This window comes from Streptomyces sp. AC512_CC834 (assembly GCF_019049325.1).
Taxonomy (GTDB): domain Bacteria; phylum Actinomycetota; class Actinomycetes; order Streptomycetales; family Streptomycetaceae; genus Streptomyces.
In genome coordinates, this window is record NZ_JAGMUO010000019.1 from 24475 (window position 1) to 38743 (window position 14269).

A 14269-nucleotide genomic window follows, 5' to 3' on the forward strand; every position below is an offset into this window, starting at 1 on the left:
CGGCAATGTCGGAGATCTGGATCCGCAGCCCGCGCGAATGGCAGCAGGCAGCCTTCGAAGACTTCACCAGCCGTCTGCCGCAAACCTATCTGGCCGCGGTGTGCCCGGGCGGAGGTAAGACGGAGTACGCCCTTGCCGTAGCGAAGTACCTCATTCAGCAAGGCCAGATCAACTTCGTGATCGTTGTGTCGCCCACCGATGCACTGACGCGGCAGTGGGCCGACAAGGGAGCCCAGTTCGGGATCGCCCTCAACCCGGAGATGAGCAGCAGGCCGTTGAATCAGTCCCGCGAATTCGTGGGCGGCTCAGTGACCTACGGTCTGCTCGCCGGCAAGAAGGGGACCGCCGCGGCCTTCAGCAAGGCGATGCAGATCCGTCGGACCATGGTCATCCTCGACGAGGCCCACCACACGGGTGAGAACAAGGCGTGGGGGATCGCCGTACAGACGGCGTTCGAACTGGCCCGCCACCGTCTGCTGCTGACCGGAACCCCTACGCGTTCGGACACGGACCGTATCCCCTTCGCCCGCTACCGGCAGGACGCCGACGGGGTGCGCCGGATCATGCGCGACTACGACTACGGCACCGGCCGCGGCGTCCGAGACCAGGTCATCCGCGGCCTGGACTTCCGCTTCTACGACGCAACAGTCAACGAGCTGCCCTTCGGCGACACGGTCGCGATGAGTACGAACATCTCCGAAGCCGTCTCCCGCAGCGACCACTCGAAGTTCATGGGCGTCGTCATGGACCCACACAGCGGCTGGTTCCGGGACCTGCTGCCGGCCGTCCACCACGAGCTGATGGCCATCCGCCGCACTGTTCCCAACGCCGGGTGCCTCATCCTCGCCAACGACAAGGAACACGTCCGCGCCTACGAACGCCTCATCAAAGAGATCACAGGACACACAGCGGCCGTCGTGATCAGCGAAGAGCCCGACGCACGCCAAGCGCTGGAGGACTACACCGACAGCGACGAGCCCTACATCATCGCCATCCGCATGGTCTCCGAAGGCGTCGACATCCCCCGCCTGCGCGTCCTGGTCTGGCTGACCCGGACCCAGACGGAACTCTTCTTCGCCCAGGGCACCGCCCGCGTCGTCAGGATCCCCGACCGCTCGGACTCCGGCCCCGCCGTGGCCTTCATGCCCTCCCTCGACGCCCTGCGCGAACTCGCTCAGGGCATCGACAAGGACATCATCCACGAGATCACCGAACTCGAACAACAGGTCGCCGACTACGAGGCCGAGCAGCTTTCCCTGCCCTCCCAGGCCGGCGCCTGCACCGGCACACCGGAAGGCCGGGCGGACACACCACGCCCCCAAGGCGACGGAAACGACCAGGACAGCGAAGAGTTCGGACAACTTGGCTTCTCATCCTTCTCAGTCCAGGACGTCGAGCTGGAACGCACCTTCCTGGGCTCCGAACCCCATAGCGTGGAGCACCACCACTACGCCCAACGCATCATCGACGAGGACGGAATGGCCCAGACCGATGTCGCCGTCGTCCGCCGGCTCATCGCCCGGGGACGCATCCAGACTCCCGGCGCACACGACTCCCAGGCCGACCAGCCGCCCGTCGCCCGACAGATGCAGACGGCCGCCTTCCGGATCCGTAAGCAGTACCAGGACGAGCTGAACACCGTCTGCAAGTACATCGCGCGCCGCTATTACCAGGACGACTTCGCGAAGGTCCGCGGCCGGGTCAATCGCGAAACCGGAGCCAGCGCCGAATTCGGCACGATCGATCAGACCAAGGAAGGTATCGCCTTCGCCACAGACTGGGCCGCATCCCTGGACGCCGGAGGGCCACGATGAACCAGCCGGACCCCGCGGCCCCCATGGACGATCTGCGTGCCCGCTCCGTGGTCATCGACGCCCTCAGCTCCAGCCTCGACCGGGGCAAGAACGGGCTGGCCAGCGTCCCCGGCCTGCTCCGCCAGGTACTGGAGGACAGCAAATGGCGCCACTTCGTGACGCTGCGCGGCGAAGAGGTACATCACGACGACTTCCTCACGTTCATTACCGCTCCGCCCCTCAGGGGCCTCGGCGCCACCGAGGATCTCGTCAGACGCCTGGCGGCCGATGACATCGCCACCCTCGCCCTGCTCGACACCGCTCTGCAGAAACCGGCGGGACGTCCTGCCGCTCCCCCCAGCCAGCAAGACGAAAATGTTTACATTGTACACAGTTCTCCGCGGCCTGCAGGCAACAGCCGGCAGCGCGCCCTGCGCCAGCTCAAAGAACAGCGGCCCGATCTCCTCGCCCGGGTGGAAAGCGGAGACATCCCCTCCTTGCACGCCGCCATGGTTGAAGCAGGCCTTCGCGGCAAAACCCTCAGCGTCCCCGTAGGAGACCCCGAAAAGATCGCCCGGAGCCTGCGCAAGAACCTCACCGAGGACGACCTGCAGACTCTCATCTCTCTGCTGTCCTCGTCGCAGGCCAGGCCCGGTTCCTGAGCGCCATCCAGCGCAGCCCGGAGAGCGGGCGGCAGACATCCCAGGGAGTGCGTCGCTAAGTGAGGCGGCGCCCAACTCCGCGGGATGCCCCCCGACGACTCCGAGGCGGGAGCCGGCACGAAGTCGCCGAACAGGACGGGCACGCGCAACACGTGGACTGCGCTGGCCGCTTATGGAAGCAGCGCAGACCCGTCCGCCGCCCGTCGACCAGGTTCTACAGGGTCGGAACAGGCGGCATGTGGGTGCGTAAAACAGTCTGAGCCATCGCGGGCTTGTACCGTGCGCTGTCAGTGGGCGGGACTAGGCTCCCAACGTGAGAATTCCTGCACCTTCGCAAGCCGATCTCGACTGGGCAATAGCCCTGCCGTCACCACCTGGCAGGTCCGTGGAACTCCAGGACACAGGAGTGACCGAACTGGCCTCGGCGCGGGGCGTGCTGCGCCGCGCCCAGGCGGGCGAGAGCGTCTCGAACGACGTGCTGCTGGCCGCCCACGACCTGCTGCACGCGCAGGTGCCGCCCCAGCTCGGCGACAGCAGCATGAGGCGCCTCGCCGAACTTCTCGTCGGTAGGGGAGTGGTGCCCAAACCCAGAGACTACGACGGCAGGTGGTGGCTGTGGTGGCCCAAGAACTGCCACGGCCCTTGCCGCGACTGCGGAAAGACCCGCTCTCTCACTCGCTACTCGGCACGATTTGGAAACGAGTACCGCTATCTGTGCGCGCGCTGCCGTTCCGCTGAACGCCAGCGCATCGCGCAGCAGGCTGGCAGGCTGCTCGACATGCAAGACCCTCGCCAGCCGGCACCGAAAACCGCGCCCACCATCCTTACACTGCCTGCAGCAGGAGGCGCGATCGTGCCCTCTCCGGCCGACCGTGACTGGGAGAGTTACGTGGACCGGCTCGAGGAACTGCTGGGAGCACTGGACTGGGCAGGATTCGACCTGCCAGAAGCGTGGCACACCGACTTCGACGCACGGGAAGGCGCAGCACTGTTCGCCACCCTGTGGCGCGGTGACGGAGCCCTGGACGTCCAGTACAACCCGCACCAGCAGGTCTTGTGCCTGCAGCCCTTCGATGACGAGGCGGGCGAGTGGCCCGAGTCCTACTCCCTGTTGCAGGACAGCATCGATGTCTCCGTCGCCCCTTCCCAGCAGCAGGCCGTCGCCGCCGTCACTGCCGCCGCCGGAGAAGCCGGGCTGCTCGACGCCAGTCACGTGCGGGTCGCCGACTTTGCGCCGCCGGAGGCCAAGCAGGAGTTCAGCCTCCGTAGAATCCGCCGGATCTTCCAGCCGGCCGCCGCCTACCGGCAGCTCCCGCTGCCGGACCTGCTCAGGGAAGTCGCCGAAATCGAATGGCTCAACGCCCACCTGGACTGGGTGGTCGGCATGACCGGCCAGGACGTCGCGCCCGACATCGTGCCCGACGCAGCAGCCCTCGGCGTCGCCGCCTGGTGCTGGCGCAACAACACCGCAGTGGAAGAACATCACCTGGACACAGACGTACTGATGGCACGCGTCAATATCGCCGTCACTCGCATCACTCAGCAGCACGTCTGCCCCGTTGAAGGCATCGACTGGGACAGCATCAAAAACGCCCTGATGGATCCGCAGTGGGCCCTGCCCGACGGCACCCCGGTCTGTTCCCTGTTCGGCCCGGGCTGGACAGAGGTTGCCGCTACTGTCACCGGGGAACTCGACCGCTGGCACCACCTCGACCACGAGGTACTCGGCCCCCATACGACGCTGATCCTTATGAGGATCGGCGGCTCCACGAGCTACACCGACACCTGGTGGGGGCAGGGGCGATGGCTCGGCATCTGCCGCCGCGTCATTGACGACGCCACAACTGCTGGCCTGTCCCTGCCTGCACCCTACGACCGGCGTGGCCCGGACGCCCTGCTGGCCGACCTCGACGCCCCCGACAGGCTCTCCGCCCCCGTGCTCGACTGGCTCATCGACCTGCCGGCCGCTGACGTTCATGGGCCCCGCGGACTGCGCATGCACCATGCCACCCGCCCTACCCAGCGCCTTTGGACCCCCTACTGGCTCACCGACACCAGCCCTCGACCCCTCCCACCCTCCGGACTCCGACCGCGAGCGGCTGGTTGCGGCACCAGGCACGCCGCAACCACAGCACCTTCGCCCCTCGCCCCGTCGCAGATACGGATCAGGTCCATCCGGGCTGGCCGATGCTCGTGATGGGAGGGGTCAGCCAGCCCTCTTCTCTTCGTGCATACGTTGGGCGCTGTCATGGAGGGCCTCCTGCCAGGAGGACCCGCAGGTTGCCCAGGACAGGACGTAGGTGGTGCCGAGACTGAAGGCCGCGCTGTCGGGAGAGCCGACAGACAGAGGATGCGCGCAAGCCCTGCTCAGCCGAAGGGCGAGTTCTGTCGCGCCGTAGACATCGACGTCATCGGCCAGTACGAGGAACTCGTCGCCCCCGACGCGCGCAGCGACTGTTCCCTGCGCTGCAGCGGATGTGACCCTGCCCGCGAGTTCTGCCAGCACCTGGTCGCCAGCCGAATATCCGAATCGGTCGTTGACCGCTTTGAAGGAGTTGATGCCCAGGCGGATCAGGGCCAGCGTCGAGCCCATGCCGGGCGGTAGCTTGTGCCTGTGACCGCGGTGGGCAAACAGGTGCTCCCCTGAGCTGAGGTCCACGACGTGTGCCTGACGGCCCGTTGTGGGCCACGGGCATAGATGCCGCTGCAGGTACAGACGCAGTCCCGGTTCTGTAAGGAGACCGGTCACGGGGTCCGTGGACATGATCAGCTCGCGGCGCCGCCGCTCCTCAATGTCGTCCACGTGCACCACGAGAAACAGGGGGCCGTCGGAATGGTCGGCGACGACCGAGGTGGAGAACGCGACCCAGATCCACGAGCCGTCCTGCCGGGCGAGCCTGACCTCCGAGCGCCCGCCTTCGGGAGAAAGCGCCATCATCGTCTTCAGATCTTCCGGGTGTATCAGATCCATAAAGGCGTAGCGGCGCATGATCGACAGGGGCCGGCCCAGCATGCGGCACAGGGCATCGTTGGCGCGCAGGATGCGGCCACGCTCGCCGTCGCGCATATCAGTGATGGCCACTCCGGAAGGGGCGTACTCGAAGATCTGCCGGAAAGACTCTTCGCTGGCACGCAGGGCCTGTTGGTCACGCTCAAGGCGGACCAATGCCCGCTGCATGTATGAGCGCATACGGGCGTTGCTGACAGCAACCGAGGCATGGAAGGTGTACGTACGCAGGGCCTCTAATGCGGCCGGCCCAAGCCGCTGGCCCTGCTTGGGCGGGCCCAGGGACACGATTCCGATCAGCTCGCTACTCTTCTCGCCGGTGAACATCGGAGCGTAGAGACGGTCCATGGGATGCCAGACGCCGGCTGGCATGGCCGAGAGGGCAGTGAAGCTTTCAGGGACACCATCCACATCCAGGCCTTCGGCATCACGGTGTGCGATAAAGCGCAGGCCGTCCCAGTCCTCACCCATCGACAGGCGCCGGTCCCATGCCTCGCGCGCGCCCACCCGTCCGGTCAGCAGCGGTTCATCTGCGGCGTTGCCTGCGATAGCGGCAACAACGAGGTCCCCCTCGGGCTGCACCAGATTCACGGTGGCCTGGAGGAAGCCGAGGCCAGCGACGGCTCCATCAGCGATGGCCTGAAGCGTGTCGGCCAGCGACCGCGCTGTATACAGATCCGCGACGATGATGTCGGTTGGCTGAGGTTGGACGCCTTCCGAGGCGTGGACGGGGGCAGGCTGCTCAGGCACGTAGGCCCGGTTCCGAACGAATGGGGCCAGCCCGAGCCGGTTACGGCACAGCCGCTGGGGCCGTGGTCTCTCACGGGCCGCGAGGCGTGAACTCAGCCGGCTGAACACCGTGTCCAGGTCGAGGAACTCCGGACCGTTCGGAACACCGTCGCGCAGCACCGTGACGAGCTCACCGGTGAAGGCCGTCAAGGGTTCGCCCGGCGGCGACAGCGCCACCGCAGTCTCGGCCGCCGCAGCCAAGAGGTAGGTGCCGTCCACCTCCAACGCCGCCGCGTCTGACTGCACCCCGAAGGCGCGTGCGCTGTAGCAGCAGTCGAGTACCACGACCCGGCGTGCGGCGCGGCTCTTCTCGATCTCCCAACGGATCCACTCATAGGGCACTGCCGAGTCATGGACCGAGTCTGGTTCGGTGCTCTCCACCGCCAAGTGCAGCTGCCCCGTCCTCGGGCCGATCAGGCCATGACCGGCGTAGTAGACCAGCAGTGTATCGGTGGCTTCACTCACTGCATGCTGAACCGCACGTGAGAGGTCGCGCGGAGTGGCCGGGTTCGACACGGACACGCAGTGCTGCGCTGACATGCCCCAGGCCGTGCGGAAGAGGTCAGCCAGCGCCAGCAGATTCCCCTGTACGGCCGGAAGGCCGTCGAGCTCCGTGAAATCGCTCGTCCCCGCAAGCACAACCCGAGTCCGGGCCGGGTCAGGCAGCACCGCCGGCACGACAGCACTGGCAACCGGCGACAGATCCGCGTTCAACGCCTCCAGGGCGCCTCCGGGTCCCACACTCACTCGCCCAGGACTCGCAGCACCAGCGCCCGAGCCTCGGCCTCAGGCTGTCCGCTGATCTCCACGCTCACACCGTCGGGCCGTTCTACGACCAGCGTGGGCGGCTTGGCCGTGTGGCGCGCCAGGCCGTCACTGACACCGCCAGCGAGGCTGTGCTGAAGCCACTGCTCAACACGAGCGACAGAATGTCGATCGCGTCGCCCTGGTGCCCTGGCGTGGCAGGCCCCCGCAGCACCCAATCCGGTCTGTATGTATCGGCGTACCTCCGGATCGGCGCTAGGCCACTGAGACAGTGAGCGAAGCTCGTGCTCCGCCGTGCCGCTGGTGCGCTGCACCACAACGTCCATCGCCCCCCCGCAGAAATGCTGAGTACGGCAGGACCGCTCCGGCCGAATCCATCGGGCCAGCATAAGTTCCAGACTCAGAATGCCCATCACCGAGGCGCCTCAGGTGTGCCGCCGAGTCGCTGCGCCGAAGAGCAGATCCGCGTGGCTCCCGGGTTACTTCCGCCAGCACGCGGGGGGCAGGGGAGAATCAGGGCTTGAGCCCCGGCGCGGATGGCACATTCTGAGCACCCGTCATCCTCACGGGCGAGTGCGGCTGCCAGGCCCGGTATCGGTCGCTGCTGGCCTTGGCATCGGTCTGCCCGTCGTTCTTGGCCGGCGGGTTGATCACGTCGGCGGCGGCCCAGTCGTCGAGGTGAGACGGATCACAGCCGGAACTGCTGTGCGCGCGTGCTGTCGTGGAGGGACGCAGCCGACTTCATTCGACCGTGGTCGTGGATGAACAGCAGTGAGGTCGTTGGGGCCACACCAGCTCCCCTGCCGCGCCGGCCATCGCCAAGTACCGACACTGGGCACCCCTGGGGCTCACAGCGCCCAGGCCGATGCGTCCGTGGAGGCAGGCGAACGATCTCCAGGTCACGCCAGGGACTGCCGCTGCACGCTCCCGGGCGGTGTCCGCCGTTACACGGTCAGGAGCTGGTAGTCATGCGGCAGGCGGTGCATACCTTGGGACTTCGGGGCCCATAGCGGTGGATGGGGGCAGCACACAGCATGCAAGGCCCTACCTCCCAGGGCGGGCACCTCAGTTCCGCTGCGACGACGAGGCGCTCGCGCGGTGACAGGCGCAGGGCAACAGGCCTCGAGGGCTGCAGGAGGGCATCGGCGGGAGCGTGGCCGAAAGTGTGCAGCCCGATGGCCGATGCTCTGTCGCGTAGCGGCCGCGGACTGCCGGTGTGCGGGCCTTCCTCCCCGTAACGGCAGGAGCTGTCGAGTTCCTGTTCGCGGTAGGTGACCGGCTCGTCGTCGACCGGGCCGGGCTCGGACGTGTCGCCGGCCTCTGCGGTGATCTCGCGCCAGCGGTCGACGTCGCGCGCAAGGGCCCACAGGTAGGAGGTGCGCCGCGCGTCCTGCGGGTCGCGGGAGCGCACCGGCAGGTGTTCACCGTCGGCGCTGGTGACGACGAGCTCGTCCAGTGCGGTGGCACGTTCCTGAGGGATGCACAGGGCGGGCAGGAACCAGCCGCTGTGCCACATCCGGCAGGCGCCGCCTGCTGTGGGGCAGGGGCGCTCGCTGCTGGGAGTGCACTTCCAGATCTGCAGGTGCCTGACCCCGCCGCGGATGATGAGGGCGAGCGGGGAGACGATGCGCCGCCAGGGCACGTCGTCGACACGCGTCCAGGGGGCACGGTCGATCAGGGCGGAAGAGTCGTCGGACGTCACCCACAGCGGCGCGATGTTGCGCTCGCGGGCCTTGGCGGAGCGCCGCCGTACGGTGTTCGCGGTGATGGGGGAGTACTGGGCCTCCCACCCGACGCGCGCGCCCGCCCCCGTCACCAGCACATCGGTGACGACCCGCCCGTCGGACGACCGGGCCTCGGTCTCCACATCCAGCCCGTGCCGCGCTGCCGTGCGCGCGATCCGCTCCTTCATCGCTTTGTGCTTGTCGCTCTCCTGCGGTGTCGCCGCATGGGTGAGGGGCAGATGCGCCGCCACCCATGTGACCTGTCCGTGGCTGCGCCGGCGCCGCACGAACATCCACGGTGATTTGCCGGCCAGAGCGCACTGGCAATGCTCGCCCCGGTAGTCCTTCAGGCACTGCAGCAAGTTCCTGGCGCGCTGATCGACGGGCTGGGTGATCTCCTCCAGCAGCCCGGCATAGCCCGGGTTGCCGAGATCCTCATACGTCAGATTGATCTCGATGCCGTGCCCGGTGTGGAACACCCCGTTGGCCATGGCCACGACAGTAGGCCCCGGTGCAGTGCGCGGAAAGAGGACCGCGAGCAGGGCGTCCGCGCCGCACCGCGGTGAAGCCGCCGGGCCGCAGGTCTCCCGTCCGTCGGGCTGGGAGCTTTCCGTGAGGCGGCCCACCGTCACTTCGGCCAGGTGCCCCAGGGCGTCCCGACCGACGCGACGTTGTTGAGGGAAGAAGAGGCCGGTGCGCCGTCACTCCGGTGAACGAGATGTCCGGGAACTACCGGAGGTGATGGAACGTCTGGTTGAGTGAACACAGGGATAACAGTGAGGAGTTGGGGCTCGTGGACGTCGTGATCGGCGTTGACCAGAAGGAGACTGCCGACTCGGAGAGACAGCTGCGGTCGCTGTACGAGTGGCTGCTGGCTGATGCGGCATGCCGCCGGCACGCCCGCCCCACGTTGGGATCTGGCACCGCGGCAGTTCCTGGGGCGCAAGGCGGCGTCATCGATGTGCTCAGCCTGGTACTCGGGACAGGCTTCAACGCTGCTTCACTTGCGGTGGCGGTCGCCGCATGGCGGCGCAGCCGGCCGGGAACGCCGACACTCGTCGTCGAACGCGCCGACGGGACCCGGATCGTCCTGACCGGAGCAACAGACGAGGAAGCCGGGCGTCTGCTCGCCGAACTGGAGCGGGAGCGGGCGTAGCGGTCATGCATGATCCGGCGCCCGCGTCCAGGGCGGTTCTGGTAGGGGCCAGCACTTTCACGGCACTGGACGACCTCCCGGCGGTACAGGCCAATGTCCCCGCATTACGTGGCCTGTTGGGTGACCCGGTGCTGCATCTGACCGCCGAACAGTGCCAGACACTGGTGGACCCGGCCTCCCCACGCGAGGTGTCCGCTGCCGTCCGGGCGGCCGCCCGTGACGCCACGGACACCCTGCTGGTCTACTACGCAGGACACGGGCTCATTGACCCGGGCACCGGCCTGCTGCACCTGGCTGTCCCCGACAGCGACCAGGACTCCGTCTTCGACACGGCCGTACCCTACGAGTGGATCAAGCGGTCCATCGAGACGAGCGGCGCCGCCCGCAGGATCGTGATCCTCGACTGCTGCTACAGTGCCCGTGCCTTCGGTGTGCAGTCCGAGTCGGTCGCGGCCCTCGCTGAGATCGACGGCACCTATCTGATGGCGGCAGCCGCGGAGACCGCTGTGGCACTGTCCCCGCCCGGCGAGCCCCACACCGCCTTCACCGGCGAACTCCTCGAGCTGCTGCGAGGCGGCGTCGCCTCCCCGAACGAGTTCCTCGACCTGGACGCCGTCTTCGACCAACTCGCCCGACGCCTGCAGGCCAAGGGCCGCCCCCGCCCGCAGAGCCTGTGCCGCAACAGCCTCGGCTCCTGGCCGTTCGCCCGCAACAACGCCTACCAGCCCGCGCCAGAAGGCCACGCCCCCATCCCGGACGTCGCCCGCGCCCTGGACGCATCCCGCACCGTGCCGGTGCCGGTGCTGGCGGCGCAGATCAGCGGATTGAGCGAACACCGCCCGGCCACCGCGACCGAAATGGTCCACACCGCCCTGCAACACCGCCCGGTCACCGACCTCGTGCGCCTGTTCGCCGCCCTCTACCAGGCCGGCTGCCAGCGCCACATCGAGGCCGCCCTGCCCGCACTCGTAGCCGCCCGCACCGTCCATGAATGCGCCGACCTCCTCGAACAACTCCTGGCCACGCCCGCCGAAGACGGCGCAGTGGCCCTGCTGCGCCTGACAGCCGAACTCAAACCCGCCGCGGACACCGTGCGCCTGGCCACGGCCCTCATCCGCACCGGCCTGCGCGAACACACCACCGTCCTGCTCTCAGCATTCGCCGTCACGCGCGGCCTCGACGAGACCCTCGACCTGACAGCCCTGGCCTGCCGGGGCGAACTCGACGAACTCCTCGAACCCGTCATGCAGACCCTGGCACAACACCGGCCCATCGCCGACATCATCCACCTCTTCGAACGCATGCACGAACATCAGCACCCCCACCACGCGCTGGAACTGATCACCTCGGCCGCCCGCAGCCGCACCGCCACCGACACCGCCGAAATGATCACCTGGCTCTACCGGGACGGATACCAGCACATCGCCGAGGACATCTTCCACACCGGCATAGGACACCGCGGACCCGAGCACACGGGCGAACTCATCGCCGCCCTGCAACTGGTACGCCTCACCGACGCAGCCGCACTGGGACGCAGCCTCGCCGTCCAAAACAGCACCACCACCGAGACCAGCCTGCTAATCACACACCTGCTGGCCGTAGGACAGCACCAGCACGCACTGGCGGCAGCACTGGAAGCAGCCCGGCTGCGGACCGGTGCGGACTTCCTCGAAATCACCCAGACACTGGACGCCTCCTCCACCCGCCAGGGCATGCCTGCCCTGCTCGACGAAGCCGTCCGCACGTCCGCTCCCCACGACGTCGCCCACCTCATCCAGGTCCTCGACGAAGTGGGCCAGAACGCCGACGCCGCACACGTCCTGTGGAACACGGTGCGCGACCGCCCACCTGGTCATACCGGCATCATGCTCAGCCACCTGGACACAGACCGCTCGCCGTTCACCGCCGATCCTGCCCTGCGCACGCTGTGGCGCACCCATCCATCACTAGACATCGCCCACCTGGCCAGGGCCTTCGACACAATCCTGCCGGCCAAGGCCGACCTGGTGTGCAGTGTCGACACTCGTTCCGTCACCGACGTGACAGCACTCATCGCCTCACTGGAGACACTGTCAGCCGGAATCCGGACCAACCGAGTCCTCGACGCCGTGGTCCGCGACTGGCACCCCCACCGGCAGGCACGCCTGGTGATCGCTCTCGAGGAACGCGGTCTGACCGGATGCGCCCAAAGACTCGAATACGATGCCCGCCAGTCCAAAGACTTCGTCGACGCGCTGAAGAGCCTGCTCAGCGCACAGAAGGAGACCATCTGGCAGGCATTGACGTTCTGGTGGCCCAGAAACGGATGGCCCGACAGGAAGCGCCGGACACCCTCGCCGCACGATCACGCGGTATACGTCGTCAAGGACGACGACACCGTCTACAGCATCGCCACGCGCTACGGCGTGCGCTGGGCAGGCATCGTCGAAGCCAACGACCTACCCGTACCCTTCCACCTACGGGCAGGCCAGCAGCTCCGCATTCCCTTTGAAAGCGAAGGAAACCGATTCGTCCCCCCGCCTTTCCCACGCAAACTCCTGCCTGAACGCACGCATCCCAGCGTGCGAGAGCTCCAAGCGGTCCTCAAGCAAGCCGGCTACCTGCCCGGCTGGGCAGTGGACAGTGATCACTACGGCACCGCCACCAGCCAGGCGGTCGCCCGCTTCAACAAGGAGCATGGCCTCTCACAGGGGCCATCGCACTGGCTCGACACAGTGATCACTCACCGCGGCTGGGACCTGCTGCACCGCATCGCTCACGGCAAACTGCTGCAAATGCCTGAGCCGGCGGACGACCCAGACGCGACACCGCCACAGATCTGGTCCGGGCCGAACGAGGCAGAGCACCGCGAAGTGAAGGACCAATCCGCCCCGGAGGCTCGGAAGAAGAGTGCGCAAGTACAACAACTGCCTTCAAATCATTCCTGCGGGCCACTACATGGCAAGTGAGGAAACCGTCAACTAACGGGCGAAGTGAACTCTCGCTCGCACAGGCTCTACCGGTGGCAGATCGTGGGCCGGGACTCGGTCGTCGAGTCACTCCCGCTCGCGCGGGCTTACGCCCAGTTCAGCGCAAACGACGACAACCACCGTGGGTCACCCCCGCTCGCGCGGGACCTGCTCTCCGCTCCGGCCGGTCAGTACACACTCGAACGGGGCCACTCCTGCCCTCGCGGGGGCGCTTTCGAAGACGTGAACACCGACGACTTAGCTCCGGGCGCTCCGGCTCTCTCGGAGCAGTTGGCCGCCACGGTACAGATTCTGGGCACGCCCCGGACGCACCGTGCCCAGGCCGACTCTTCCGTGGCGGCAGGCGAGCGATCTCCAGGCCACGCTAGGGGCTGGCGCATGTATGTGTCCGGCCGGGGTGTCCGCCGTTCGTTCCGGGAGAGTGGCAACCCGATGGCGCCCCGGGGCGGCGCCGCCGTTCGTGTGGGCGCTACGTCGAGTCACTCCCGTTTGCGCAGGCGCTACTCCACCAAGGTCGCGCGGATCATCGTGCCCGTCGAGTCATCCCCGCTCGCGCGGGCACGACGCTCAAGTACTGTGCAGCAGCTGGTGGTTCGACGAGTCATTCCCGCTCGCGCGGGCTTCACCCGGTCACTGCTGCTGCGTGCGCTCTGGAGTGGGGGTCACTCCCGCTCGCGCAGGCTGTGCAGAATCGTGCGGGGTCGTTCGGTCAGCGCGGGGATCACTCCTGCTCGCGCAGGCTTCACGTCGCTGGTGTTGCCAGCGGTATCGACCTCTGAGGTCACTACAGCCCGGCGTGTGCCGGACCTCTGCGTTGAAAACAGAGGACCAGAGAACCGAGTTGCTCCCGCTCGCGCGGGTGCTACGTCCACGAGCGCCGGGACGCCCGGACCGGGCCCTGCCAGCCAAAAGCTCCAGAGGAGTCACCCCCGCTCGCGCAGGCGCAACCTGGTGTTCAGCCCGTTCAGTAGGTACGCGTACGAGTCACTTCCGCTCGCGCGGGCTCCACACCGCAGCGATCGGCACCACTGACGACGGACGCGGGTCATCCCCGCTCGCGCAAGCGTTACCCCCTCCGAACTGGGCACTATAGCGCAGTTTGCTCGCATTTTGCATGGTTTGGGTAGGGGAAGGATGATGCGACCGAAGACCTCGTACTGCCTCCGGGGCGTGCTTCGGAAGCCGCCCGCCCACTAATGAACTTGTCGCTGGCACCCGGCACCGACGATTCGCTGCTTCCGCGACCGGATAGATCACGAAGTCGCACTTGAGTGTTAGTACTCCAGCAGGATTTCGCTGTCTGACGTGGTCTTTCGCCGAGTGGCGGGAGTGTAGCGGGACTTCGGTCGTGTAGGGGTGGTCTCACGGAGACCGCCCCTCGATCGTGCGACAACGCCGCAGGTA

Annotated in this window: 8 protein-coding genes; 5 read left to right on the top strand and 3 right to left on the bottom strand. The window is 67.3% G+C overall.

From position 1 onward, the window contains the following. The first annotated feature begins 5 nt into the window (after positions 1-5). The 3 genes from KUM40_RS07635 (at position 6) to KUM40_RS07645 (ending at position 4652) form a co-directional block, all read left to right on the top strand. Positions 6-1814: a DEAD/DEAH box helicase gene (locus tag KUM40_RS07635; protein ID WP_217164217.1), complete on the top strand. Its 1809-nt coding sequence runs from the start codon at positions 6-8 to the stop codon at positions 1812-1814. Next, entirely contained in the window at positions 1811-2455 is a 645-nt protein-coding gene (locus KUM40_RS07640; protein WP_217164219.1) for a hypothetical protein, read from the top strand. The genes KUM40_RS07635 and KUM40_RS07640 overlap by 4 nt, the downstream gene beginning before the upstream one ends. Before the next feature lie 406 nt (positions 2456-2861). After that, positions 2862-4652 (top strand): hypothetical protein, encoded by a 1791-nt coding sequence (locus KUM40_RS07645; RefSeq protein WP_217164221.1) that lies wholly within the window; start codon positions 2862-2864, stop codon positions 4650-4652. Positions 4653-4661: 9 nt separating this feature from the next. Here the strand turns inward: KUM40_RS07645 and KUM40_RS42355 are convergent, their stop codons facing one another. The 3 genes from KUM40_RS42355 to KUM40_RS07655 all read right to left on the bottom strand — a co-directional run bounded on the left by KUM40_RS42355 (position 4662) and on the right by KUM40_RS07655 (position 9231). Further along, positions 4662-6965 carry a diguanylate cyclase domain-containing protein gene (locus KUM40_RS42355; protein WP_308401079.1) on the bottom strand — a complete coding sequence of 768 codons (2304 nt, stop codon included), beginning with the start codon at positions 6963-6965 and terminating at the stop codon, positions 4662-4664. A 29-nt stretch (positions 6966-6994) separates the two neighbouring features. Beyond that, a complete protein-coding gene (locus tag KUM40_RS42615) occupies positions 6995-7429 on the bottom strand; it encodes a hypothetical protein (protein ID WP_374227354.1) in 435 nt (144 codons plus the stop codon). Between the two features lie 539 nt (positions 7430-7968). Next, positions 7969-9231 (bottom strand): hypothetical protein, encoded by a 1263-nt coding sequence (locus KUM40_RS07655; protein ID WP_217164223.1) that lies wholly within the window; start codon positions 9229-9231, stop codon positions 7969-7971. Between the two features lie 302 nt (positions 9232-9533). On the opposite strand from KUM40_RS07655, the gene KUM40_RS07660 reads away from it, so the two are divergent. Together KUM40_RS07660 and KUM40_RS07665 are read left to right on the top strand one after the other, a co-directional pair. Further along, positions 9534-9896: a hypothetical protein gene (locus KUM40_RS07660; RefSeq protein WP_217164225.1), complete on the top strand. Its 363-nt coding sequence runs from the start codon at positions 9534-9536 to the stop codon at positions 9894-9896. A gap of 5 nt (positions 9897-9901) precedes the next feature. Further along, positions 9902-12844, top strand: coding sequence for a LysM peptidoglycan-binding domain-containing protein (locus KUM40_RS07665; protein ID WP_217164227.1), 2943 nt, complete (start codon positions 9902-9904; stop codon positions 12842-12844). Positions 12845-14269: the final 1425 nt, after the last annotated feature.

Excerpts from the sequence above, each read along its gene's own strand:
- KUM40_RS07635 (WP_217164217.1), top strand. The coding sequence starts at position 6 with ATGTCGGAGATCTGGATCCGCAGCCCGCGCGAATGGCAGCAGGCAGCC.
- KUM40_RS07640 (WP_217164219.1), top strand. The coding sequence starts at position 1,811 with ATGAACCAGCCGGACCCCGCGGCCCCCATGGACGATCTGCGTGCCCGC.
- KUM40_RS42615 (WP_374227354.1), bottom strand. The coding sequence starts at position 7,429 with ATGGGCATTCTGAGTCTGGAACTTATGCTGGCCCGATGGATTCGGCCG.
- KUM40_RS07655 (WP_217164223.1), bottom strand. The coding sequence starts at position 9,231 with ATGGCCAACGGGGTGTTCCACACCGGGCACGGCATCGAGATCAATCTG.
- KUM40_RS07665 (WP_217164227.1), top strand. The coding sequence starts at position 9,902 with ATGCATGATCCGGCGCCCGCGTCCAGGGCGGTTCTGGTAGGGGCCAGC.